Below are 23735 nucleotides of genomic sequence, written 5' to 3'. Positions count from 1 at the left end.
TGTTCAAAAACAAATGGTAATCTTCTATCTGATTTTTTTATACGGCTACTTTTTTACTATAAATTCACATCTTCTATTTATTTCATGTTTTTCTTCGGGACAAGGAACACCATTAGAACATTCATTGTACAGTCGTCTTTCTCCATACGCTTTACCTCTCAATCTTCGCCAGTAAATACCGCCTTCATTTACCAAGTATGATTCTGCAGCTCTCATACGATCAACACTTAAGCGTTTGTTATACCAGTAACTAGATCTACTATCTGCGTGCCCGTGGATTTCCATCTCCATAGTAGGATACATTTTCATTAAATCGACTACTTTATCTAAGCCAACTTGAGCTTCACTGCGTAATTCACCCGAGTTTAAATCAAAGTTAATCGGCATAGGAATAACCATAGTCAATTGTAATCGCTTCTCTAATTTTACCGAATTTCTCTGTACGCCCGTAGCGGATATTCGGCTGCTAGGAATCCCATTATCTATTAAAAATTGTGCTACGCGATTAGCCCTTTCCTGTGAGGAATTTGAAAAATCTCCATCTTCCAAATAGGATTTGACCTCTACAAGTATTTTAGGGTACTTATCGAGTAATGCTACAATTTCTGAAAGCTTGTTTTCTGAATTACTTTTGAGATCATTGGTATCTGATGAAAAATGACTAGGGTCTACAATTAATTCAAAATTAAACATGTCATTAATCGCTAGAATATCGGCTCCGATTCTGTTTGAGCTTTCAAAATCTCTTTCTAGCTCTATTGGATTGTAATAGGTTTCACCATATTGACTTTTGTCTATAAAGTGTTGATATAATAAGTAGCCTTCTTTCTCCGCTTTAATTGCGTACGCATTTTTCAAGGCATCTGAAGAGAAATTATATTCGCCATCTGCTAAAATTTCTTGTTTGTCGATCAAATTATCATCTGCATCATAAATCCCAACGATAGTACCTTCTATAGGTAGTTTTGTCTCGCTATCTACTACAGATCCCATAACAGTACTGATGTCAAAACTTTTAATTTTTTCTAATTCTAATAGACTGTAAATATCATCTTTACCTTTACCTCCCTCTCTATTGGAAGAGAAAAACCCTCTTTTGGTAATGGGATCGATTATAAAACCAAAATCGTCCCTGTTACTGTTAATAGGACGTCCCACGTTGATAATTTCTTCTTTATTTTTATCTAGATTAACATAATAAACATCAAGACCACCAAGTCCTTGATGCCCGTTTGATGAAAAGTAGAAATCGCCATCAACACTTATAAAAGGAAAGGTTTCTTTACCAGAGGTATTGATTTGTGGACCTAGATTAAAAGGCAATCCAAAATTTCCATTTCTGTCAAGAGCTACTCCGTAAATATCAGAATCACCAAATCCACCAGGTTTATCCGACGAAAAATACAGCATACTCTCGTCTATACTAAGTGTAGGATGTGCTACAGAGTACCCTTCTTCATTAATTGATAATTCTTGAGGCTCTGACCAAGAGCCATCCACATTTTTGGTCGATCTATATACGCCCAAGATATCTAGCTTTTTTTTGCTTACTCCTATTTTATTTTGAGTAAAATAAATTGTGTTTCCATCTGCTGTAAAAACAGGCGTAGATTCATGAAAATTTGTATTTAGCTCTTGCGCAAAAGGCTTAACATTAACTAAATTTCCTGTTTCTGCATCAATGTTAGCCGAATAGAGAGACAAAAACGATTCATCTGTCCATTTATGAATTCTTTTACGTATTAATAGTGTGTCTCGGGCGGAACTAAATACGATCGAATCACCATATCTTGCCGAACCAAAATCTGTAAACGAGCTATTTATATCTTGATTATTAATTTCATATCTACCAGATTGATAATCAATTCTCTTAAGGTAATCCTCTCTATTACGAGATTGATAACTGGCGGCTCCACTTGTACTATTTTGATAATACTCTTTAATGATCTCATCTGCTTTATCATACTCTTCTATCGCTCGTAAACATTGAGCATATCTATATAAGTACTCATTACTTACCCCTTCTGGGTAAGTAGAAATGAGTTCGTCATAATAGATTGCAGCCTCGGCAAGGTTACTATTAAAATAATAACTATCGCCTAATTTTTTATAAACTTCGGCACTCTTGTAATCTAATTTGAGAACTTTAAGATAGGTCTCTTGTGCACTAACATATTGTTTTTCTTCAAACTGCTTATTAGCTATGTTCAATATCTTACGTTGGGCATTAAGAGTCCCGCCGCATAAAAATGCGATAAGCAAAACAAGACCAACGTTTTTGAGTTTACTCATAATTTAAATTTGATAATCAATTGATTCAGTACTATTTATTTTTTTGCTATTAAAAGAATCTTGGTGTCAATCCTTTACTAAAAACTCTTTTTAATTCAAAGCGAAGTAAAAACTCAAAAGATCCTTTATTAAATTCACTTTTGCCCAACTCAGATATTTCTCTGTCGTATGAAAGTCCTATCATTAAGCTTTCAGAAATTTGGAAACCTGCCAAAGCACTCACTGCTTCACTAAAGCGATAGGAAGCACCGAGTGTAAATTTTTCATAAAATAACATGTTTGCAGAAATATCAAATTGCCACGGAGTACCTTGAACATATTTTATTAAGGCTGCTGGTTTCAACTTTATCAAAGGAGCTACCTCAAAAACGTATCCTGTAATAAAGTAATAATTAATGCGCTCACTAGCCAAAAAACTAGTCTCTAGACTATTATCTGATAAACTTGATGAATCAAAATGTTCTGTCTCTAAAACATTGGGTGCACTAAGTCCCATATAAAAATTATCATTTCTATAGTACAATCCTAAACCTACTCCAGGGCTAAACCTTCTATCAACATCCTGTAAAAGCAATTGATCATTATCGTTGTATTTTCTTAGGGATACCAAATCTACATTTAAAAGATTACCACCTGCGTTCAATCCAAAACTAAAACGTCCCTTTTTTGAGAGTTTAAGTGTGTATGAAAAATTTGCATTAAAACTAGTCTCTTGCGATGGCCCTGCATTATCATTAATAATCGACAGCCCTATTCCTATTTTGTTTTTTTGATTGATCGGTGAGTGAATTGCCAAAGTTTGTGTACTTGGTGCTCCATCTAAACCAACCCACTGTGTGCGATATAATCCTAAAACACTAAGTACCCCTCTACTACCTGTGTATGCCGAGTTTATATTTATCGTATTGTACATGTATTGTGTATACTGACTATCCTGTTGAGTGTAGGACTTACTGGTATACATGATAGAGATAAGTATAAGGAATAATAAAAGTTTATTCATATAACTGGGGTAATTTGTAGGTTTATGCGCTGAATGAACTTTTTGGTATTAGTTCAAATATAAAAAGCCAGATTTTTGTTTTACTTTTCCTGTTGTGTTTGTATATTCTAGAGCAAAATAATAGGTTCCTGCGGGCAAGCATTTTTCTTCATTTTCCAAGTACCCTGTAAATAATGGTTTAGAAGCTTGCTCATAACCATCGGTTTGAAACACACTAGCCCCCCATCTATTGTAAATAATTAAATTATTATCGGGAAATTTGTTTAATCCTAATATCCTGAAGGTATCATTGAGACCATCATTATTAGGTGTGATAACTTGATAGATCACAAACTCTTCATCTCCCATTAGTTGTGTTATTGTTGGATCTTCTGCATCACCATCGTCGTCATCGTCTATATTTGTATCATCGTTTGGATCATCAGAAAAGTCGATAACCTCCACCCCAACTAGACTTTGACCTGTTACATAGGCTTGATTTACAACCATTCCTTCGGATAAATCTTCTTCGGTTAGATTGTACAATCCTTTATACGAAATCTCATCTATCTCTCCTGGCTCTAGATCAAAAGGATCACCAGAAATAGTAATATTAGGTAAATCATCAAACACAGTTATATTTGTTATTGGCTCATTACCATTATTTTCGATTGAAAAACTGTAAGCAATTTGATCGCCGAGATTAAGCACTCCATCGTTATTAGCATCTACGTATTGTCCAGACTTTATAAGTGCCAAATTAGGATCTGGCACAGGAATTTCATCATCAAAAATTTCTGCAGTTGCCGAACTGTTAGCTGCTCTAACCGTACCCATCGTTGGCGCAAATATGGTTGCTATAACCGTTTCTGTCACTTCTAACTCATCATCATCCAATACTGGCACTGTCACAACAATACTTGATTGATTTTGGGGGATGGTAAAACTTGTAACATTGGTATAATCTGATCCCAGAGTAGCTGTACCAGCATATGAAATAGCGCCTACAATATCAACTCCAGTTGTGTTAATTACACCACCGTCTATACTCACTTCAAACTCAATATCATCAACTCCTTCATTCCCATCTGATAAGCGCGTAATAGATAATTGTACGGTCGATGAGCAATCCTGAGTATCACCTAAAAAATCCCAATTGTGATCATTGATTAGTCTAGCTCTTGCCGCACCTTCTAAACAATACGTCATACCACCTACACCAAATAGAACATTATCTTGAACTGGCTGGCTTGACCAACTTACTAAAATTTTATCATAATTATCAGTAGACATCCCAGAACTATTAAAAATTTCATACATAAATTCCAGATTAGGGATCTGCCACGTACTTAGATCTTGATCAAAACTAAATGCACTAGCAAACATATTATCAGCATCCGTTAAGTTAGTTGTATTCCACCCGCTAATATCCTGATTAAAGACATCGGCACTTGAGAACATCGATCGCATTTGAGTTACACTTGATGTTTCCCAATTCGTTATATTTCCATTAAAATTATCTGCTGATGCAAACATAAAGTTCATAAATTTCACGTTTGAAGTATCCCAATTGTTCAGGTCTTGATTAAAAGCAACCGCACTATTAAACATTGAAGCCATATTAGTTACATTGGATGTATCCCAACCGTTTATATCTTGGTTAATAGCATATGCGCCTGAGAACATATTAAACATCGTAGTTACATTAGATGTATCCCAAGTTGTGATATCGCCATTAAAATTGATGGCATTTACAAAGGTACCTGTCATATCTGTAATTGTAGAAGTATCCCAATTGGATAAATCAGCAGTAAGATTAGTAGCACCAGCAAATAGCTCATTAAATGAGGTAACATTGGACAGATCAGGAGCATCGATAGTAGAAATATCTAATATACTTGCTCCTTTAAAATTTAACGAAGTAACCGCCAAATCCCCCCATTGTAATACATCCATAATATTTTGAGCACTATTAGGTTCTTTTTTAAAATCAAATTCTGAGAATGCTCCATTTATAGTTATTGTTACCACATAAATACTAGGCGTAGTATATGTATGACTATACCTAGCAGTAGTAATATTTGTCTCTATAGTACCATCGCCCCAATCAATATCAAAATTATAGGGGCCACCTGTATTAGGCAAAATAATGGTTTCATTAGGTACAGAGGTTTGCCATACAGTAATAAAGTCTTGTGAAAAAGAATTAATACTATACAATGTAACTAAGCAAAATAATATTGTAGTCATTCCATTTTTTCCTAGAAAACCTTTTACAATTTGCTTGTTAATGTTTTCAAAAAAATCAGAAAAAAACGCAAGAAATAGGGGTAGTATTTTTCGCATAACTTTAAGTTGGTTAAAATCAATAGGATCAAATATAACCGATTAATTAGCTTTTCACCGAATAAATTTGACACAAAATGTAAAAATAGACCTTAATTTAACTTTTTTTTAACATTTTATTACCCTCAAAAAAAATTAACACCTTCTTAACTTAGCCATGTAAACATTCCAATAAAAATTAATATTTCTATTAAAAAAAATTAATTTTCTACTAAAATTAACATATTCTCAATCAATAAATTATCAATTTTTACTTGTATTATAAGTATTTTTTTTATGAAAATTTAAAAATTTTGAAGTCTATTTATTAGTATTAATTATCATCATCCAAAACATAACATTCATCACATTACTATTACCTATTTATTTTTATTAAATGCTATTTAAAGTAGTGAGATTGGGACCGAAAAGTATCACTTTCGCCTAAAAAAACTGATGATAAAAAGTAATATAGTGATGGCTATCGACTATTCAGGTTATGTGTTTCACTCAAAATAGTCAACTTTTATAGGATATTATTTTAATTAATTTTCTTGTTCAATTCTCTCAAATTTCAACTTAAATTAAACTGAAATTTTACCTAAAAAATTATGCTGTCAAAAACTTTCAGCATCTATTAGAACGCGTATAGAATGAACCAAATCCTCAATAAGCTGTCTACTATAGTTACCATTTAAGCAGAGATTATACATACTATAGTATCCATTATATATAGGTAAACTCTCTCAACTACTATACATCCTCTAGTAATACGATGTTATAGTTGTGGTAAGTGTTGCTACCTAATGCAAGGATATGTTATTAAGTTTACGCTCTTGCTGTATGATAAGTTCATTGCGAATTCTATCCCATAAAACTTTAGCCTTTAAACGATTAGAGTCTTGGGTATCTTCTCTTGATAATGATAGCAGAATCATTTCTGCATTGATCAATACACAGTCGATATTATATAGCCTATTGTAAAAGGAGGGGGTTTTTACAAATGCCAAACTCCACTTCTCAAACGTGCGACCCGATTTAAATCCTTGATATAAAAGTATAACATTAGTGTGCCTAGGATCATTTTCTATTTTTTGATAGATCTTATCAATGGCTGTTCGTGTTCCCTCTAGCAATTGAAAAAAATAATTTTTATGATATACGAGACATCCTGATACTCCTAATTTTTCATTATTGGTTATTGATGTTTTGAGTAATGAGGTGAAATCCGATTTTGTAAACTTATCTGACACCTTAGAATAATAAGAAAGTTCATACGTTGGATCTGCTATGTGCAAGTTTTTACGATACTCATTAGGTTGTATACCAAATTTACTCGAGAATATTTTGGAGAAATAGCTACGACTATTAAAACCTATTTGATACACTATTTCGGATATGCTAAGGTCCGTTCTTTCTATCAACTCTTTAGCTTTTATTGCTCTTAAGCTTAGTATATACTTATTGACTGTCATGCCATAAAAGTGTTGAAAACCGTTTTGTATGAGTTTTTGATGTAGCCCACTTTCTTTTTCTAAATGATCTAATTTTAAAGGTTTATCAAGATTTCTATTAATATACTCGCTTAGGCGTAAGATACTTACACATTCTAGCTGTGTCAATTGATTATCAACTGGCTTATCGCATTTTAAATCATTATGATCCTTAAGCTGAATTGCTAAGAATTGTAATATACTTGCCTGAATTTGAAGTTTGTTAAAAAGATTACTAAAAGGTGTCTTTAACACCGTAGCTACCAAGGAAGAAGGCTTCGTAGAAAAACCTCCAAAATATGCATACGAATTACTGGTGGATATACTTTGGAAGATTTCATTTATTTGACTTTGCAAAATATCTGATCGCTTCGATGTTGAAATCAAACTTTTTTCTACCGTTAAAATCAAAAATTGGGTTTTTACATGCTTATCAAGTTTAAAACTGCTATAATCTCCAGAGTTGCTCCCTACAATTACATTTTGATTTCGATAGGCAGTTCTTTCTTTTTCTGAATGTTGAAAGTTATGAATTATATAGCCTTCTTCTATAAAAGTAAAATGAAGGTAGTCGTACTGTATACTTTTAAAGCTTAGTTTTACAGATTTTTTTAATAAAAGATTTCCTGTTAAAAGTTCCAGTCCTTCAAAAACTGATATTGCTTTTGCAGTTCCTCTTCCATAAGAGTTTTCAAAATCAACACTAGTATATTGAGAGCTTTCATTAAAATCGGTTGCAAGACTATGGGCCAATGCATGTAAAGCTCTCGTAGAACTGGAATGTAACATGGTAACGTTTTACACAAATTTAAATGTTCAAACCATGATGTTTTATTACGAATACATTAAAGTAAGCAAAAATAATGTTAAACATTACCGATATAAAACTAAGCGTATGGTGCATCATGCACTTTAGCTAGTTCGATAGACTCTTGAGCAGGATGTGATTTTAATTGAATGGGAAATTGTTGAGAAGCATTCCATAAAATTAAGTCTTTGTTTGCAAACTCTTGTAGATAATTGTCCATGGGCCAATGTGACCATTTACTGTAAAAATGATTACAATTATTTACTATTGATTCTAAATGATTTAAGGGTGGTCGATAAAATGAATGTTGTTGATGATAAACGGTACAAGGTGTAAGATAGAATGGAATCCCTAAGGCTCTTGCTTTAAAAGCAAAGTCGGTATCCTCTGCACCATAACCTTTGTATACCTCGTCAAAACCTCCTATCATCAAAAATGTACTGTACTTTAAAAAAAATGTAAGTGACCAAAACATACCATAATCATTGGATCGTTTAAGTACATCCTGTGATGGTCTGTGTGGGTGGGATACACTATAACTTTTGAGCACCTTTTCTTCTATTTCATCTATTTTTCTTGTTAGATATCTGGGGTTTCCCATATAGATTGTTTCGTCTTTTATATCAAGTTGATGAATAGTGCTTAAAAAGTTTTGTGAGGGAATACAATCTACATCCAAAAACACTAAAGTATCATATTGAGCTGCATGAGCACCTACATTTCTAGCACTAGCAATAGGTAAATTATCTGGCTCAAAATTATGTAGTAGCAGATGCTGTATCTCTATCGTATCCTCTGCTATTGAACTTTTTGCTTCACCTATCTCAACCAAAATAATTTCATCGGGGGTTAAATTTCCTCTTTTAACACCACATAAGGTGTTATACAAATGCTTATGGCGCCCTTTAAAGATTATTATTAAGGAAATTCCTTTACGTCTCATAACTCTTAATTTTATTTTTAAAATTTATTATATCCTCTGGTTTATAAAACCACTGTTTTAAATCTTTGGGCGGGATTAGCTGTAAATAGTTTTTTACACATTTGTCGATAGTTTCAAGATCAAAAAGAACGGCTAATTTATTTTTAATCAATGCTTGAGCCATTTTTTCCTGTTCTTTATAAGGTCTATTTTCTGGATATGCTATAAATTTATTTTTGAGGGATAATATTTCGGCTGTTAAATTAATCCCGCAACTGCTTATTACTACATCACTCTCTTTAATGTAGGTATCTACATTCGTAACATACCCTAGATAATCATTTCCTAACAATTCACTATCTCCATTGATATTACCAACTACTTTAATATTACAAATTGCCAATTTTTCTTGAATTTGGATAATCATCTCTGCAGTAAAGTTGGTTCCTCCATTACCACAAATAATTAAAACTTTTTTTCCATCTAATTTTGGAGTGTTTTCTACAATTCTATATTGGCTGCAATACGCAAATCTTGAGAAAAACCCCAAAAAAAATGTCTTACTTACAAAAGGTGCATATACATGTTGATCCAGCATTTGTCGTGGCAAAAAAGTATATAAAAACTCTGCTGCTCTATATGCTATTTTATGAGGTTCATCCTCCCTATCTCCAGGGAGCAAGTAGTATCCATAAGGTATTGAGCATAATCTACATAACGTTGCTGTCTCAACACTTACATCGACACATACTAAGGTAATGTTATATGCTATAATTGAATCTATTATTTGCTTAGCACGCTTAAGAATTTTTTTATTACTTTTTGGCAAATAATGGGCATAATCTGGTAGATTTGCTATGGCAGATTTATATTCTTCAACAGATGTGTCCTCATCCTCTATCGGTACAATATGATAATTAGATAACGTATTTGGTTCTTTTGCTTTTAGTATTAAAGTGTGTTCATAAATGGTATCCGCAAATAATTTGGCACTATTAAAATGACCATTTCCGTGACTGTGCGCATAGTAAGCTATCATAGAATATTTTGAATTAAATGGTTAGCTTGTGCCATTTCATAAAGTTCTTCATACGCGTCCACCATGGTATAATGATTACAAAATACTTCTGCTCTGGCTCTGCAGTCACGTCGGTCCAATCGTTCGATACTCTGTAATCCCTGTATAAATGTAGCAGGATGATCTATACTATATAAACATCCCGAATTGTCATTAATTATTTCGGAAGCCGCTCCAACCGCATTAGCCAAAACAGGTACTCCGCATGCCAAAGCTTCTGCTATAACTAATCCATATGGCTCTTCCCATAGACTAGAAAATAAAAATCCTTTTGAATTTTTAATGTGAGTATTTAAGGCTGATTGTTTTAAATGACCCACATATTCAAAATTTACTTTATCCAAATGGGGTTCAATTCTTTCTTTAAAATATGTATGATCTGATATAGGACCAGCTATCTTAAGTTTGACACCGGCAGTCTTACAGAGTTCTAAAATTCTATCTAAACCCTTTTCTTTGCAAATTCTACCACTCCAAGAGTAATAATCTTGAACATTTATATACTCCGTCTTCCATTTTGATAACTCAATTCCATTATAAATTGGAGTTACCGTAGGCAAATGTCTTTCATAAAGTTCACACAAACTTTTACTAACTCCCGTGAATAGTTGATTATGCCTACTTGAAATAGCATCTATACCCACTTTTAAATAAGGAAAAATAGGTGTATGAAAGGTAGTTATAAATGGAATAGGTGATAGATTACCCAATATTATCGATTGATAATGAAATGAATGGTTTTGAATGATATCAAAATCTCCCTGAAAAAATAGATTAAGTGCTTTTGATACTGAAGAAAATTCAATTAGCTCTTTTGATAATTGAGGGTTCACTTCTTTTTTATCATCATAATACAACATGCTGCCAGGGAGTTGTGACCCTTTTACACATAGTGAAGTTACCTCATGACCCCTATTTATCAATTCATTTACTAATAAAGCAGTAATCATTTCTAATCCTCCTTGATACGGTTGTACGATAGGAAATGCATCATGGCATATAATTCCAATTTTCATCTATCCTTTTTTAAATAAATTAAACCTTGACCAAGTCAACTCTTGGTCCTTATGATACTTTGCATACGCTAGTTGTAGTCCAAATATAAGTGTGCAAGTTGCCAAAAGATGATGTGACAAACCATATAGAACAATGCTAGTTAGCAATAAAACACTAGGTAAGAAATACCATGTATTAGAAGTTGACTTTTTGGATAAAAATTTATTAGTTCTCAAAAAGGGTTTATCACGTTTAATAAAATAGTTCATCCAATAAAAAGCACCTATTTCTACTAAACCTAAATGAATCAAAAAGCCATTCCAACTATTTATCGTTTTATGTTTAGAAATTTTCCTGAAGATGATAAATTGAAATAAACAATGTAAAAGAATACCAACAAAACCAATACTGTAAATCAAATCCGCATGAGAGATTCCAAATACTAAGAGCGGAAATGCTATCAGCATAAGAAGTAAAATAAAACCTATCAAATTGAGCCATGCCGTTAGTAGGGTACTTAAGTGTATTTTATGACGAAAAGTAATTGCATTTGATTTCCAAACCTTATGTAACACTTGAAAGTTACCAAACACCCAACGTTCAAATTGTTTCTTGTAATCTTTTGGATCTGTAGGCATGGTTCCCTTTCCAATAATTTTATTACAAAAACCTATGGTTTTATTTTGTTCTATAAGATCGATTCCAAAACTTGCATCTTCAGTAATAGAGTCTGTAGGCCATTTAATATTGTTATCAAAAATTTCCTTTTTTATGACCGTTAAAGTACCTGTAGGTAAAGCCATTACATGACTTTGTTGACATGATAGATAACAGTCAAAATAATGTTTATAATTAAGCTCCATACCTAATGTGTTAGAACAAACGTTGCGATACGCTTGCGGGAATTGCATAACATCAACATTAGAATTTTCTATAGCTCCAATTGCCATTGACAACCCCTCGCTATTTAACTCATAGTCAGAATCCAAGGTAAATATGTAAGCAGCATCCTTACTTGTTTTTTTTAAAGCAAAATTTAATGCTCCTGCTTTATAACCCTCTATTTTCTCTTGATGAAAAAATTTAAATCTACTATCTAATGTATTTATTTTATCCCTAATAGGATGCCATAACTTTGTGTTAGAAGTATTATTTGATACAACAATTAATTCAAAATTTTGATAGGAAAGAGTTGTCAAACTTGCTATCGTTTTTAAAACTATCGAAGGCGGTTCACTACAAACAGGTAAATGAATACTTACTTTTAATTTTTTTGTAGGACTTTGATAAATGGCTGGCTTATAAGAGTTACGTAAAAAATATAAGCGAACAGATCCTAGGACTACAATGCTCATTACACTAATACTTATCATTAACAACAAAAAATTAACTAATAAGGTATCCGTCAAAAAAAGTGGTTGCATGAAACTTTGAATTATTAAATTAGTATTCTCAAAATTACTGTACACGCCGCTCAACATTTAACTCAATTCGGGGAATTATGGACAATTTTAAGCAGAAGTATCACAAACTTTTCTAAACATATTGAGTGAGACTAATTGTCAATTTTAAAAATATTAAGAATTTTGCGTCTCTACTACATTTATAAAAAATATAATTACATGTTTTACAAATGTTTAACTATCAGATTAATTTTATTATCCACTTATGTTTTTGTTAAAATTAAAGTTATTCGCTAAGAAATATTTATTTAATAATGCATGAAAAATGCTATCAATCAATTTTTGAAAGTAGTCTGCAATAAGCTCCTTCTTTTGCTTATAATCGACAAAACATAAGCGTCGTATTTACCGAAAAAATAGGTAAAAAAAAAGCCATCAAAAGATGGCTTTTTTAAAACTACGTATATGGATTTCGCACTATTTTGCGTTAATCATCCATTGTATTCCGTATTGATCTGTACATCTTCCATAATGTGCATCCCATGAAGTTTTTTGAAACGGTGTATTTATTTTTCCCTGCGCACTTAGAGACTTAAAAGCGTCTCTTGCTTCCTGTTCATTATTGTAATCAATACTCATGCAAACGGTGTTACCAGAATTTAAAGGTGTATCAGGAGCAGCATCATACCCCATAAAATGAAATCCGCTGCCTTTTAATTCTGCATGTTGTAATTTGTTTCTATAATGTTCGGGAATATCTAGATCCTTATTTTCCCAAGTTTCTCGATTTACGATCTCACCTCCCAAAATTCCTTTATAAAAATTAAACGCTTCTTGACATTCTCCTCTAAATGATAAATATGCTTGTACTTTCATAATGTGATATTTTTTTATAAAACTAAAATAGCAAGTATTGACACCATCTACGATTCTTTTATACTGAGCTTATAAAATGTTTAACGTTACTTACAATTTTTCTTAAAACTCATATGCTTTTTTATATGCAAATACACAACTTTTCCTTTGTTAAACGACTTGTAAATTAGATAAGTGTTGATACAAAAAAACTTTTAACCTCCAAAAATCACGTAAAGACTGTTGATAAACTTCTCTTATTTTCTCATGTTCTTTTGCACGTACCGTATCATACGCCCTCGTTCCATACTCATATTCTTTTTTCAATTGTTGTTCGTATTGACATAAGGTCGCCATAGTAAGTGTATTTGTTCTTCTTAAGCCTTTGATATTTGAATCTAGCGTATGACTATTGAAAAATTGTTTTTCAATTTGGAGTACAAAATCTAACTCTACATTAATCTGCTCTAATACATCCATCCACTGATTCAATTCAATAGTGTCTTTATTTATACACAAACGTCTGTGGGTATCTATTTTATATGCCAACGATACATTATTCATTCAATAACTTTTTATAAATTAGGATGTTCTGTTTACTAATGTATGTTGTTGCTCTTGGACTTTGACAAAAAATTCATCTTTTAATCTCCTGTACTTATCCAGATGGTATACATAACTTCTTCGATAACTTTCGTGTTCTGTAATAAAGATCATATCACACTGAGTATCCTCGCATTCTTTTATATTTTCTCGAGAAAGCATGTACGTACTAAAAGCATTAAGCAGTTGCTCATTTTCTTTTCGCTTTTTTTTAAATTTCTCAAGAACACTCTCATTTTTAAATTTACCTGGGAGTTCTTCGGTACAGAGATTAATCAAGTTGTTTAATTCCTTTTTAATGTATTGTAGATGGTTGATCCAGTTCTTCAACTCGATAGTATTAATTTTATGGGTTACATCCAGATCATTATCATGATGGTATATTTCTGTATTAGAAGTTTTCATTATATTATATTTTCCAAGTTACTATTTTGACACCTTTTTTAAAATTTGCGCAACCAAAACGATAGTCAGTTGCTGTTCTCCTTCAGGAAAATTCCAGTTAATATGATCTTCTTCGGCATAACCAAAAAGAGCAGTTCCTATAGGTGTAACAACTAATATTTCATTACTATTTGTATTTTTATCTGCGGAGATAATAACTTATATTGATTTCTCCCATCCTTTTTGAGAGCGTACTTCTACTTTTTTTTCTAGTAAATCGAATTACATCTTCTGTAATATCCTGCTAATTCAAGATGAGCGGACTTATTTATTGTTCTGCGAATCGAATTCGTGAATTTTGCGTTTATAAATTATCAACGTAACAAGAAATAGTAAGGAGACATTTTAAGAATGCGTACTCTTTTTATATTACGAGTAAACTACCAGACTTCATTGCTCTTATATTTCAAGTTCTTTTTTAAGGAAAAATACCCCGTTGTACATAAGCTTTTTCAATACGTTTAATTGCAATGCAATACGCAGCGGTACGCATATCCACAGATTCACGCGCAGCATATTCAAAAACTTTATCAAAAGATTCTTTCATTTTCTTATCTAGTTTTGTCATGACTTCGTTTAATTGCCATAACTCTCCATTTCGATTTTGTAACCACTCAAAGTAACTAGCAACCACACCTCCAGAATTACATAAAATATCGGGTATCACTAGTATACCTCGTTCTATAAGATTTTTTTCTCCTTCAGTATTGGTAGGTCCGTTGGCGCCTTCTGCTATTAATTTTGCTCGTATTCGTGGAGCATTTTCTTTAGTGATTTGATTTCCTAATGCTGCGGGAATACAAATATCACAGTCAGTTTCAAAAAAACACTCATTTGCTATTGCAGAAGCTTCTGGAAAACTAGCTATACTTCCGTTATTTACTTTGGTATAGTTTAAAAGGCTTTCTACTTTAATACCTCTTTGATTTTCAATACTCCCAGAGGCATCTTGAACGGCAACTAATTTTGCTCCCTCTTTTTCCAAAAAATAAGCTGCCCAATACCCTACATTTCCAAAGCCTTGTATTATAAATTTTTTGTCAAATAAAGCCTCATTCGTCCGTTCTGTTAAAAATTTTATATTTAGAAAAACACCATAGCCCGTAGCACGATCTCGCCCATCCAGACCACCACTCCCTTCTGGTTTTCCGGTTACTACATGTTGATTTGCGGTACGCTCTGCTGGTGGACGTGTACTCATATATGTATCTGCAATCCAAGCCATGGTTTGACTGTTAGTATTCACGTCGGGTGCAGGTATATCATGTTCTGGTCCAATATTATCGGCTAATGCATATGTAAATCGGCGTGTAATACGCTCTAATTCTCCTTGCGAATAATTTGATGGATCTAATTGAATTCCTCCTTTACCACCGCCGTATGGCAAACCAGCCAACGAAGTTTTCCAAGTCATCCACATGGCTAACGCTCTTGCAGCATCAATATCTACCGTAGGATGATACCGCAATCCTCCTTTATAAGGTCCTAGGGCATTATTATGTTGAACACGATAGCCTGTAAAAATCTCTACGTCACCATTGTCCATTTTTACCGGAAAATGAACAATAATTTCATTGTTTGTAATACTTAAAATTTTACGAATATTAGGATGTAAATTGATGTGATCTGCTGCATTATTAAATTGCTCCATCACGTTCTCCATCATTCCTCTTACAGGGGCTTTTTTAATTTTGTTATTTAGTGCTGCTATTATGGCTGTCATATTATCTTATTTTTTTGGGGTCTCTGCAAATTATTAACTATTGATTAATGATATTTCTATCGAGATTTAGAATAACCTCACGTTTAAGTCATCGCTAATTCTTGTCTACTTTTAAGTTTTATTGATTTAGGTACTTCATTAGGACGCATATTAATCTCTTGATCATATTCACTACACGACCATACTTGACTTTTTTGAGTAGTTAGTACGCATGTTAGCTTATGAATGCACACGGGACAAATATTAAATGGATTTATAATCATAGTCTTAGATGTTATTTCAATCACTAGAGGGCAATAGGGATGCCAATAACATACCCTAAACCATATAAAACCAAAAAATCCCTTATATACTAAGGGATTGTATGCATTAGGATGTAAAACAAAAATAAGTAGCACTGAAACAAAATTACCCAGTTGGTACAATTTGTATCAAAATTTTGGGCTATTCCAAAAGTTTTAATCGTATAGTTTTACGGTCGATGCCTAAAATTTCGGCAGCTTTAGTTTTATTATTATTTGTACTATGCAATACCTTTTGAATGTAACGCTTTTCTATTTCCTTGAGTGTAAGTAATGAATCTTCTGGAAATTGAATAGTATACTTTAAGGAATCCGGTAGGTGTATAACTTCTATATTTTTATCACATAATATGACGGCACGTTGAATCACATTTTCGAGTTCACGTATATTACCTGGCCAGTCATATCGCTCTAAAATAGCTAAAGCCTCTGGACTTATTTTAACGAAACCATCTTTATATTCGACCCCATATTTAAATAAAAATTTATCTATTAATAAAGGAATATCTACTGTACGTTCTCTAAGCGGTGCCACCTCAATTTCAACAACTGCGAGTCGATAATACAAATCTTCTCTAAAAGTCTCTTTTTTGATCATCTCCTTTAAGTCACTATTGGTAGCAGCTATGATACGTAAATTTATTTTTTCAGCTTTTTGAGACCCCACTTTTACTACTTCTTTTTCTTGAAGTACGCGTAATAATCGAGATTGTACCGCTTGGGATGCATTACCAATTTCATCTAGAAAAATGGTCCCCCCATTGGCAGTCTGAAAGAAACCATCCCTGTTTTTTTCTGCTCCAGTAAAGGCCCCTTTGGTGTACCCAAATAATTCTGCTTCTAATAGATTTTCTGGAATTGCCCCACAGTTGACGGCGATAAAAGGCGCTCTCGAAAACTTTCCGTTATAATGTATCGCTCTAGCCACCAATTCTTTACCTGTACCACTTTCGCCCTTTATAAAAATAGTTGCTTTATTATCTTTAACACGTTCGATAATTTGTATGATATTCTTAATCTTTTCTGAGGTGCCTATAATTTCTCCATAAGCTTTGTTCTTTTGTATACTCGTTCCTCGCTGCTTACCAGAAGAGTTTATAAATGTATCGTCTGTAAAAACATTTATAGAAGCGTTTAACGATTTGTCAATTGCTTTTTTTAATTCTTCTTTGGTAAAAGGTTTGGTAAGATAATCGACAACACCAGATTTGATAGCTGTAAGTGAATCTTGAACTGAAGGATACCCCGTAACGATAAGTTTTGGAAGATTGGGATAGTGTTCGGATACGAATTTTATCAACTCGAAACCATCAATTTCTGGCATTTTTAAATCTGTTATCAATAAATCAATGGATGTATCTCGTAGTATTTGAACCGCTTCTTTGACTGAGATAGCCTTATAACTATGAAAATTATAAGACTGTAAATGACGCTGTAGCAGTTCTAAAATGGTAAGGTCATCATCGACAATTAATATATTCTCTTTTTTTAATAACATAGCATGTATATGTGCTTAAGATATTGGAAGTTTTACAGTGAAGATTGCCCCTTTTTCTTTATTATTCTCTACTGAAATAGAGCCTTTATGACTCATGACAATTCCGTGAACAACACTCAACCCTAGTCCAGACCCCTCACCCGTAGGTTTGGTTGTAAAAAACGGTTGAAACAACTTTATCTTCGCTTCTTCAGATACTCCTGGACCTTCATCTATAATGCTTAGAACAATATCAGTGCCAGCTTTAAAAGCTTGAATTGTAACCAATCCATTTTGGGGCGAAAAATAAATTGCGTTAATAATTAAATTAAAAACTATTTGTGTAAGTTGTACGGTATCTGCTTTCAACCATAATGTCTCTTCTTCTATATTGACTTTATATTTTACTGCTTCTTTTCTAAAGGTAGCATCGAGTAATGTGATAGCATTTTTAATACTCGGCACAATATTGACTCGTTGCATTTGCTGAGGCATCTCACAGGCAAAGAACATTAGTTTTTTAACTACTTCTCGAGAAAAAATTGAATTCTTGATAATTTTATCAAGATCATCTGCAACCTTTTTATTATTTTTAAAATTGTCTTTCAAAAGCTCGGCAAAACCTAGAATGTTAGCAAGCGGTGTATTGAGTTCGTGCGCAATTCCTGCTGTCAATTCTCCCAAAATCGCTAGTCTATCAGCGTGTTCCATTTTTCGCCTCAGTACGATTTCATTTTTTTGCATTTCAATGCGCTCTAACAGACTACCTATTTTTAAAGCAACGCTGTCCAGCAACTGTTTTTCTTCTTTTAAAAATGAGCTATTGTCATCTTTAAGAGAAGCGATGATTTTGCCATGTGGTTTATTAAATACATTGATCTTTGCTGTTATACTTAGTGGTATTGTAATAGTGCCAGTTTCTAAAGATACTTTAGTTGTTAGTATTGCTATTTCGGTCTTATCGGGATACTGAAATCCTTTTTTGAGACTGAAGGCAATGGCTTGCAAAGTTTTTGCCATATGTTCGATATCGGCATTCACGATGATTGAAGAAACTTCGTATAAACAAGTAAGTTCCTTAATACGTTCTTTCAAAGCATCCTCGGTAGTATCCATCAAAGGTCGGTTTAGTGCTTCCAAATACATGTAGTATAAATACACTGTGTAGAAGTCTCCAATTACTTTTTTATAATAAGATAAAGATATCTCTAATTATTTAAAAACCGTAAACTTTTAAGGCACTAGATACTGCTTTAAAATACGAGCATCTAAACTAGATCTTTTTTAAAAAATAAAACATTCTACATGACTAAGTCGAGCATTTAATCTTATCTAATTACTTTAATACTTTTAATTAAGAAGTAGGCTAACGTTATAAATAGGAGTCCAAGTACTACTGGTAAAAACCAAACTCCAAGATCTTTAAAGACACCCATTGCACTTTGTAAAGTTCTAAGAACAACTAAAGCTAATACAACTTCAACAATCAATTGAATCACCCTAATTAACCGGATTGCTATAGTATAGTCCTTTAATACATCTTTCTTTTCATAGGTAGGTGTTTTATTGAACAGATGGAGTTTTTTACTTAGAAGCATCACTCCAATATACAGTAATAAGGCAAGACTAGGTCCTAAAAAAATATTTCTTTTATGACCAAATTCATCTACTTTTCCTGCACTGTTATAATGGATAGGGATAGTCTCAGGTAAATCAATATAAAAGATCAAAGGTACTACCCAAATGATAAGTAAAACTAATAAACTTAAAATCTCAAGAATTTTATCAATATTTTTTGATGGAACCAAGAGTTTTAAATTCTGCTTTTCAGTCATTTTGCATAGATTATAATCATTCAGTAGCATCTACTATTAAACTAACGAAGCAAAGGTACTCTCACGCTGTTCAACCATTCGACCAATTAGCCAAATAAATGGTTCTACTTGTCCTTTCAGCAAACAGTTTCCGTCGCAAATACTGTTAAGTAATCCTTGAACATCACAGGATTGTAAGGCAGTAACCGAATTTCTATCTGTGAGAAGTATTGAACAATAAGGTAGATCGCAACTTTTTTCTTCATTTAAAATTACTTGTCCATCCTTTACCAAAACAAGAATGGGCTCAGATTGCTCTGAAACACTCACTGATATGGCAAGATTTGGAGTCGAAACAGTTGTTTCTGCTATTGATTTTTTTAGGTAGTCGGCAAATTTATCGGCCCAATCAACTAACTCTTCATTCTTAATATTTACGTCTTTACTATCTATCTTTTTTTGAGCAAGTTGAAGATCTACCTCTCGTTCTGCTTCAATTAGAGCTTCGACAGTTTTATCAACTTCTGCATAAGTATGAGATGCAGAGCATATAAATCGCAAACGACCACGTCCTATTTCTACAATTGGATACGTAACTGCTAAAGTTTGAACGCCTCTTTTATACAGACTCTGTACGATTGCATATAATTTATCTTTATCTCCAAAATGAGGTGTTATTATTGGACCATCTCCAGTTCCTAGATCGTAACCTGCTTCTTCAAATCGTTTACGCATATAACGAGTCATTTCCCATAATTGATTACGTAAAACATCATCAGAACGAAGACGCCTCAAGGATGTAAGACCTGCTGCTATATCAGCTGGACTAATAGAAGCTTGAAAGATATAGGCTCTTGAGGATGATTTCAAAAGATCTATATGCTGTTGGCTCGCAGCTATAACACCTCCTATACTACCTAATGCTTTACTTAAAGTTGTCATTATAAAATCCACCTCATCTGTAACACCTTGAGCAGCACACACTCCAGCACCGTCGGTTCCGTAAAAACCAAAGGAATGTGCTTCATCAACCAATACAAGTGCGTCGTATTTTTTTGCCGTATGCACTATCTCTGCTACTGGAGCAGTACCTTCTCCCATACTATACACACTTTCCAAAACTACTAATACTGTTCGGTAAGGCGATACTTCTGACTCAAGAACTGTCGCCAAATCAGACGCATCATTGTGTTTAAATGTTCTAATTTTCGCACCGCTTAAACGTGCACCATCGACAATAGATGCATGGCAAAGTTGATCGATCACAACAACATCATTTTGTCCCAAAAGACCAGATATAGCTCCAAGATTAGCAGTATATCCCGTAGGAAATAAGCAAGCACTTGGTTTACCAACCAGATCTGCAAACTCTTTTTCGAACTCCAAATGTTGCGTAGTCATTCCCGTTGCCGCTGCCGAAATCCCCATACCTGTACCATAACGCGCTAAAGCGTCAGAGGCTTCTTGGATAACTTCTGGATCACGATTTAGTCCAAAGTAAAGGTTAGTCGACCATATAATAGCTTCCTGTTCTTCATTATTGTAAGAATCGCCAATAATTCCTCGTGCTGCGCTTCCTGTTCGCAAAACTTTTCCATACGGATTTCTACGGTTATCATTCACCATCTGCATAAACTCCTGAACCAATTTACTTTTATCATTGGCACTCCACGAGGGAGCGTTTGCAGCCTGAAACGTAGGATGACTAGACTGAATATTAGTTTGAAAACTGGCCAAAGTCTCTCTAGCTTTTGCTGGTTGTTTATGAGTTAAAGCGTTATCTGTGCCTCCTTCAATTGTAGTAATAATATAATTTACTAATAATTGTGGAGTGGAGTGTTCAAAAATAGCATATGCCGATAAATCATATCCTAACACCTTGCTTAATCGACTGCTAAATTCTAATGTACTTAGCGAATCAAGACCCAAATTATCAAAGGAATCATTTGGTAATACCTGCACTGGCTTGTTTAAATTGAGAATAGAGACCAATTCGTGCTGTATGATCGAAAGAAGGATTGCCTGCCGATCTTTATTAGAATTTACCATAAGATCTGTAACCATACTTGTATTATTTTTGTGCTTACTCGAGACTGCTATAGCTGCATCTTGCACCAATTTGATATCGTTTTCTAGACTTAATAGTTTCTTGCGATCGAGTTTATCATTGGGCAAAAAAGGTAATTCCTTTAAATACCTAACAACTTGCGGTACCATATATTTGGGAAGTCGCGCTGATAAATAAGACTTTACTTTTACCTCGGTGACAGATTCATCCCGGGTAGTAATATAGACTGCTAATATTTTTTGACCAATACCACCGTCTATAGCAACGGCAGCGGCAGCGTCTACTCCTTTCATCGACTCTAAGGTTGATTCAATTTCCTCAAGTTCTATTCTGAAACCTCTAATTTTTACTTGCTGGTCGATACGACCAAGAAATTCGATTTCTTCATTTTCTGTCCAACGACATAAATCACCAGTCTTATATAATCTATTTTCTGGTAGTATTTCACTAGGTACTATCTCAATAAAACGTTCTTTTGTTAATACCTCATCATACAAGTATCCACGTGCAAGTTTACTACCTGCAAGATATAATTCTCCTGCCTCTCCCATAGAAACAGGTTGCATAGTATCATCTAAGATATATGCCGTTGAATCGGGTACCGATTTACCTATCGTGACCGTTTTTACCCCAGAAGGAACCTCGGCTAATGTAGAATATACAGTGTCCTCAGTAGGACCATAAGCATTAAAAACACGTAAGTTAGGTGCAAGAGCGTATACCTGATCAACCAGGGAGCGCTTGAGTGCTTCGCCTCCAAACACCAAACATCGTAATCCCTTGGGTAAAGTTTGGGTAGTGAGTAATGCTTGTAAAGCTGATGCAACTATGACAACCAAGGTCAACTTATCTACCGCTGGAAGCGTTGTTAGTTCAAGTGCATTTTTTGCAAGTATAAGAGTCCCTCCCAGCGATAACGTACCCATAATTTCCATCACCGAAGTATCAAAACAAACCGAGGCTCCTGCAAATACTCCTTTTAGATCTTCATCACTAAATTTTTCTCGCATCGAAGTACGCATTGCAACCACGCTTTTATGCTCTACGGCGACGCCTTTGGGTCGTCCTGTGGATCCTGAGGTATAAATAACATACGCCAACTCATTTGCAGAGGGGTACATGGTAACATCAGAATGATTACCAACAGCATCAATCCATACTAGCTCACGTACTCCTTTACAAAGAGCTGCGGCTTTATCTGTATCAACAATGGCTGCTACCGCGCGAGAATGCTCTAACATGTACTGGACTCTCTCTTGTGGATATCCAGGATCTAAGGGTACATAGGCACAGCCAGCTTGCATAACTCCAATAAGCGTAGCTACAAGTTCCCAAGTACGGCTCATACATACCCCGACTAATGAACCTTTTGTAACTTGACGGCTTTTAAGTTCACCAGCAACTTCACTGGCGCGTTTCATAAGTTCTTGATAGTCTACAGAAGTATGACCATCAATGATCGCAATATGTGCTGGATTCGTTAATCGTTGCTTCATGATTAGTCCGCATATAGTTGCGTTCAATGTCTCATCTAATTTAGGAAACAACTCTTTCTCCATAAATTTTTGTAACTCGTGAGTTGACATACTAATGATCTCTTCAGTATATTCAACTCCTGCTTCCTGTAGCATATCTTTGCGATTATTCGCGATGTCATTTTTATCAAGACCGGTATTAAACTTTTGAAAAATATCAGCATTGATCAATAATTTACTAAAAAAATGAGTTCTTTTTTTCATGGGGTTTTCTTTTAATACTTTGTGATCTAAACTATGTCTTGGATAGCTAGGATCTAGTAAAGTTTTTATTATAACATCATGAAAACCATTATATTACTTTAATTTATCTAATATACTCTGCTAAATGTTATGATCTGTATAAATCTCATAACCTTTGACATCTTTACTACTAAATAAATGGGGATATATGAGTTTGCAAGAAGTTTGTGTTTAAGTTTTAAGTTGGTCTAAGCTACAGAATTTATTTTAAATACACGATTTATCATATCTTCTAATTAAGAAGCATTAGTAAAATCTGGACGTAAACGTACTAGTCAAAAGGCATGACTTACTTTAAATAAAATAACTATCAAAACATGGGTGACTATTTTATAACAACTAATAGCTATGGCTTATCAAAAAATTTCTTTA

The 23735-nt window shown here is 33.7% G+C and carries 17 protein-coding genes; all 17 read right to left on the bottom strand.

Features of this window, described 5'->3' with window-relative positions; translation table 11 throughout:
* Positions 1-45: 45 nt before the first annotated feature.
* The 17 genes from ACE939_RS01485 to ACE939_RS01405 all read right to left on the bottom strand — a co-directional run bounded on the left by ACE939_RS01485 (position 46) and on the right by ACE939_RS01405 (position 23324).
* On the bottom strand, positions 46-2292 hold the full coding sequence (locus tag ACE939_RS01485; RefSeq protein ID WP_378187003.1) for an OmpA family protein: 2247 nt from the start codon (positions 2290-2292) through the stop codon (positions 46-48).
* Positions 2293-2341: 49 nt separating this feature from the next.
* Entirely contained in the window at positions 2342-3295 is a 954-nt protein-coding gene (locus ACE939_RS01480; protein ID WP_378187002.1) for a type IX secretion system membrane protein PorP/SprF, read from the bottom strand.
* Between the two features lie 48 nt (positions 3296-3343).
* Complete coding sequence (locus ACE939_RS01475) at positions 3344-5620, bottom strand: BspA family leucine-rich repeat surface protein (RefSeq protein WP_378187001.1); 2277 nt, start codon at positions 5618-5620, stop codon at positions 3344-3346.
* Between the two features lie 782 nt (positions 5621-6402).
* Complete coding sequence (locus ACE939_RS01470; protein ID WP_378187000.1) at positions 6403-7881, bottom strand: BLUF domain-containing protein; 1479 nt, start codon at positions 7879-7881, stop codon at positions 6403-6405.
* Between the two features lie 98 nt (positions 7882-7979).
* Positions 7980-8843 carry a glycosyltransferase family 2 protein gene (locus ACE939_RS01465; protein WP_378186999.1) on the bottom strand — a complete coding sequence of 288 codons (864 nt, stop codon included), beginning with the start codon at positions 8841-8843 and terminating at the stop codon, positions 7980-7982.
* Positions 8833-9861, bottom strand: coding sequence for a glycosyltransferase (locus tag ACE939_RS01460; protein ID WP_378186998.1), 1029 nt, complete (start codon positions 9859-9861; stop codon positions 8833-8835). The genes ACE939_RS01465 and ACE939_RS01460 overlap by 11 nt, the downstream gene beginning before the upstream one ends.
* Complete coding sequence (locus ACE939_RS01455) at positions 9858-10916, bottom strand: glycosyltransferase (protein WP_378186997.1); 1059 nt, start codon at positions 10914-10916, stop codon at positions 9858-9860. The genes ACE939_RS01460 and ACE939_RS01455 overlap by 4 nt, the downstream gene beginning before the upstream one ends.
* Positions 10917-12251 carry a glycosyltransferase family 2 protein gene (locus ACE939_RS01450; RefSeq protein ID WP_378186996.1) on the bottom strand — a complete coding sequence of 445 codons (1335 nt, stop codon included), beginning with the start codon at positions 12249-12251 and terminating at the stop codon, positions 10917-10919. It lies immediately after the preceding gene.
* Positions 12252-12776: 525 nt separating this feature from the next.
* Positions 12777-13175, bottom strand: coding sequence for a VOC family protein (locus ACE939_RS01445; RefSeq protein WP_378186995.1), 399 nt, complete (start codon positions 13173-13175; stop codon positions 12777-12779).
* 150 nt (positions 13176-13325) lie between these two features.
* Positions 13326-13718 (bottom strand): hypothetical protein, encoded by a 393-nt coding sequence (locus ACE939_RS01440; protein WP_378186994.1) that lies wholly within the window; start codon positions 13716-13718, stop codon positions 13326-13328.
* An 18-nt stretch (positions 13719-13736) separates the two neighbouring features.
* Positions 13737-14162, bottom strand: a complete 426-nt coding sequence (locus ACE939_RS01435; protein WP_378186993.1) for a hypothetical protein — start codon at positions 14160-14162, stop codon at positions 13737-13739.
* A 21-nt stretch (positions 14163-14183) separates the two neighbouring features.
* Positions 14184-14354, bottom strand: a complete 171-nt coding sequence (locus tag ACE939_RS01430) for a GreA/GreB family elongation factor (RefSeq protein ID WP_378188467.1) — start codon at positions 14352-14354, stop codon at positions 14184-14186.
* Positions 14355-14619: 265 nt separating this feature from the next.
* Positions 14620-15924 carry a Glu/Leu/Phe/Val dehydrogenase gene (locus ACE939_RS01425; protein WP_378186992.1) on the bottom strand — a complete coding sequence of 435 codons (1305 nt, stop codon included), beginning with the start codon at positions 15922-15924 and terminating at the stop codon, positions 14620-14622.
* Between the two features lie 444 nt (positions 15925-16368).
* A complete protein-coding gene (locus ACE939_RS01420) occupies positions 16369-17724 on the bottom strand; it encodes a sigma-54-dependent transcriptional regulator (RefSeq protein ID WP_378186991.1) in 1356 nt (451 codons plus the stop codon).
* A gap of 15 nt (positions 17725-17739) precedes the next feature.
* Positions 17740-18819, bottom strand: coding sequence for a sensor histidine kinase (locus ACE939_RS01415; RefSeq protein ID WP_378188465.1), 1080 nt, complete (start codon positions 18817-18819; stop codon positions 17740-17742).
* A gap of 212 nt (positions 18820-19031) precedes the next feature.
* A complete protein-coding gene (locus ACE939_RS01410) occupies positions 19032-19538 on the bottom strand; it encodes a DUF1648 domain-containing protein (RefSeq protein ID WP_378186990.1) in 507 nt (168 codons plus the stop codon).
* Positions 19539-19574: 36 nt separating this feature from the next.
* Positions 19575-23324, bottom strand: a complete 3750-nt coding sequence (locus ACE939_RS01405; protein ID WP_378186989.1) for an amino acid adenylation domain-containing protein — start codon at positions 23322-23324, stop codon at positions 19575-19577.
* Between the last annotated feature and the right edge of the window lie 411 nt (positions 23325-23735).

It is taken from the genome of Aquimarina rhodophyticola, assembly GCF_042434915.1.
Lineage (GTDB): Bacteria > Bacteroidota > Bacteroidia > Flavobacteriales > Flavobacteriaceae > Aquimarina.
Note: the sequence above shows the minus strand (reverse complement) of the source record. Positions and strands in the feature narration are given on the sequence as shown.

What these genes read in the sequence shown, in the direction of transcription:
- ACE939_RS01485 (WP_378187003.1), bottom strand. Translation starts at nt 2,292, where the DNA reads ATGAGTAAACTCAAAAACGTTGGTCTTGTTTTGCTTATCGCATTTTTA.
- ACE939_RS01480 (WP_378187002.1), bottom strand. Translation starts at nt 3,295, where the DNA reads ATGAATAAACTTTTATTATTCCTTATACTTATCTCTATCATGTATACC.
- ACE939_RS01475 (WP_378187001.1), bottom strand. Translation starts at nt 5,620, where the DNA reads ATGCGAAAAATACTACCCCTATTTCTTGCGTTTTTTTCTGATTTTTTT.
- ACE939_RS01470 (WP_378187000.1), bottom strand. Translation starts at nt 7,881, where the DNA reads ATGTTACATTCCAGTTCTACGAGAGCTTTACATGCATTGGCCCATAGT.
- ACE939_RS01465 (WP_378186999.1), bottom strand. Translation starts at nt 8,843, where the DNA reads ATGAGACGTAAAGGAATTTCCTTAATAATAATCTTTAAAGGGCGCCAT.
- ACE939_RS01460 (WP_378186998.1), bottom strand. Translation starts at nt 9,861, where the DNA reads ATGATAGCTTACTATGCGCACAGTCACGGAAATGGTCATTTTAATAGT.
- ACE939_RS01455 (WP_378186997.1), bottom strand. Translation starts at nt 10,916, where the DNA reads ATGAAAATTGGAATTATATGCCATGATGCATTTCCTATCGTACAACCG.
- ACE939_RS01450 (WP_378186996.1), bottom strand. Translation starts at nt 12,251, where the DNA reads ATGAGCATTGTAGTCCTAGGATCTGTTCGCTTATATTTTTTACGTAAC.
- ACE939_RS01445 (WP_378186995.1), bottom strand. Translation starts at nt 13,175, where the DNA reads ATGAAAGTACAAGCATATTTATCATTTAGAGGAGAATGTCAAGAAGCG.
- ACE939_RS01440 (WP_378186994.1), bottom strand. Translation starts at nt 13,718, where the DNA reads ATGAATAATGTATCGTTGGCATATAAAATAGATACCCACAGACGTTTG.
- ACE939_RS01435 (WP_378186993.1), bottom strand. Translation starts at nt 14,162, where the DNA reads ATGAAAACTTCTAATACAGAAATATACCATCATGATAATGATCTGGAT.
- ACE939_RS01425 (WP_378186992.1), bottom strand. Translation starts at nt 15,924, where the DNA reads ATGACAGCCATAATAGCAGCACTAAATAACAAAATTAAAAAAGCCCCT.
- ACE939_RS01420 (WP_378186991.1), bottom strand. Translation starts at nt 17,724, where the DNA reads ATGTTATTAAAAAAAGAGAATATATTAATTGTCGATGATGACCTTACC.
- ACE939_RS01415 (WP_378188465.1), bottom strand. Translation starts at nt 18,819, where the DNA reads ATGGATACTACCGAGGATGCTTTGAAAGAACGTATTAAGGAACTTACT.
- ACE939_RS01410 (WP_378186990.1), bottom strand. Translation starts at nt 19,538, where the DNA reads ATGACTGAAAAGCAGAATTTAAAACTCTTGGTTCCATCAAAAAATATT.
- ACE939_RS01405 (WP_378186989.1), bottom strand. Translation starts at nt 23,324, where the DNA reads ATGAAAAAAAGAACTCATTTTTTTAGTAAATTATTGATCAATGCTGAT.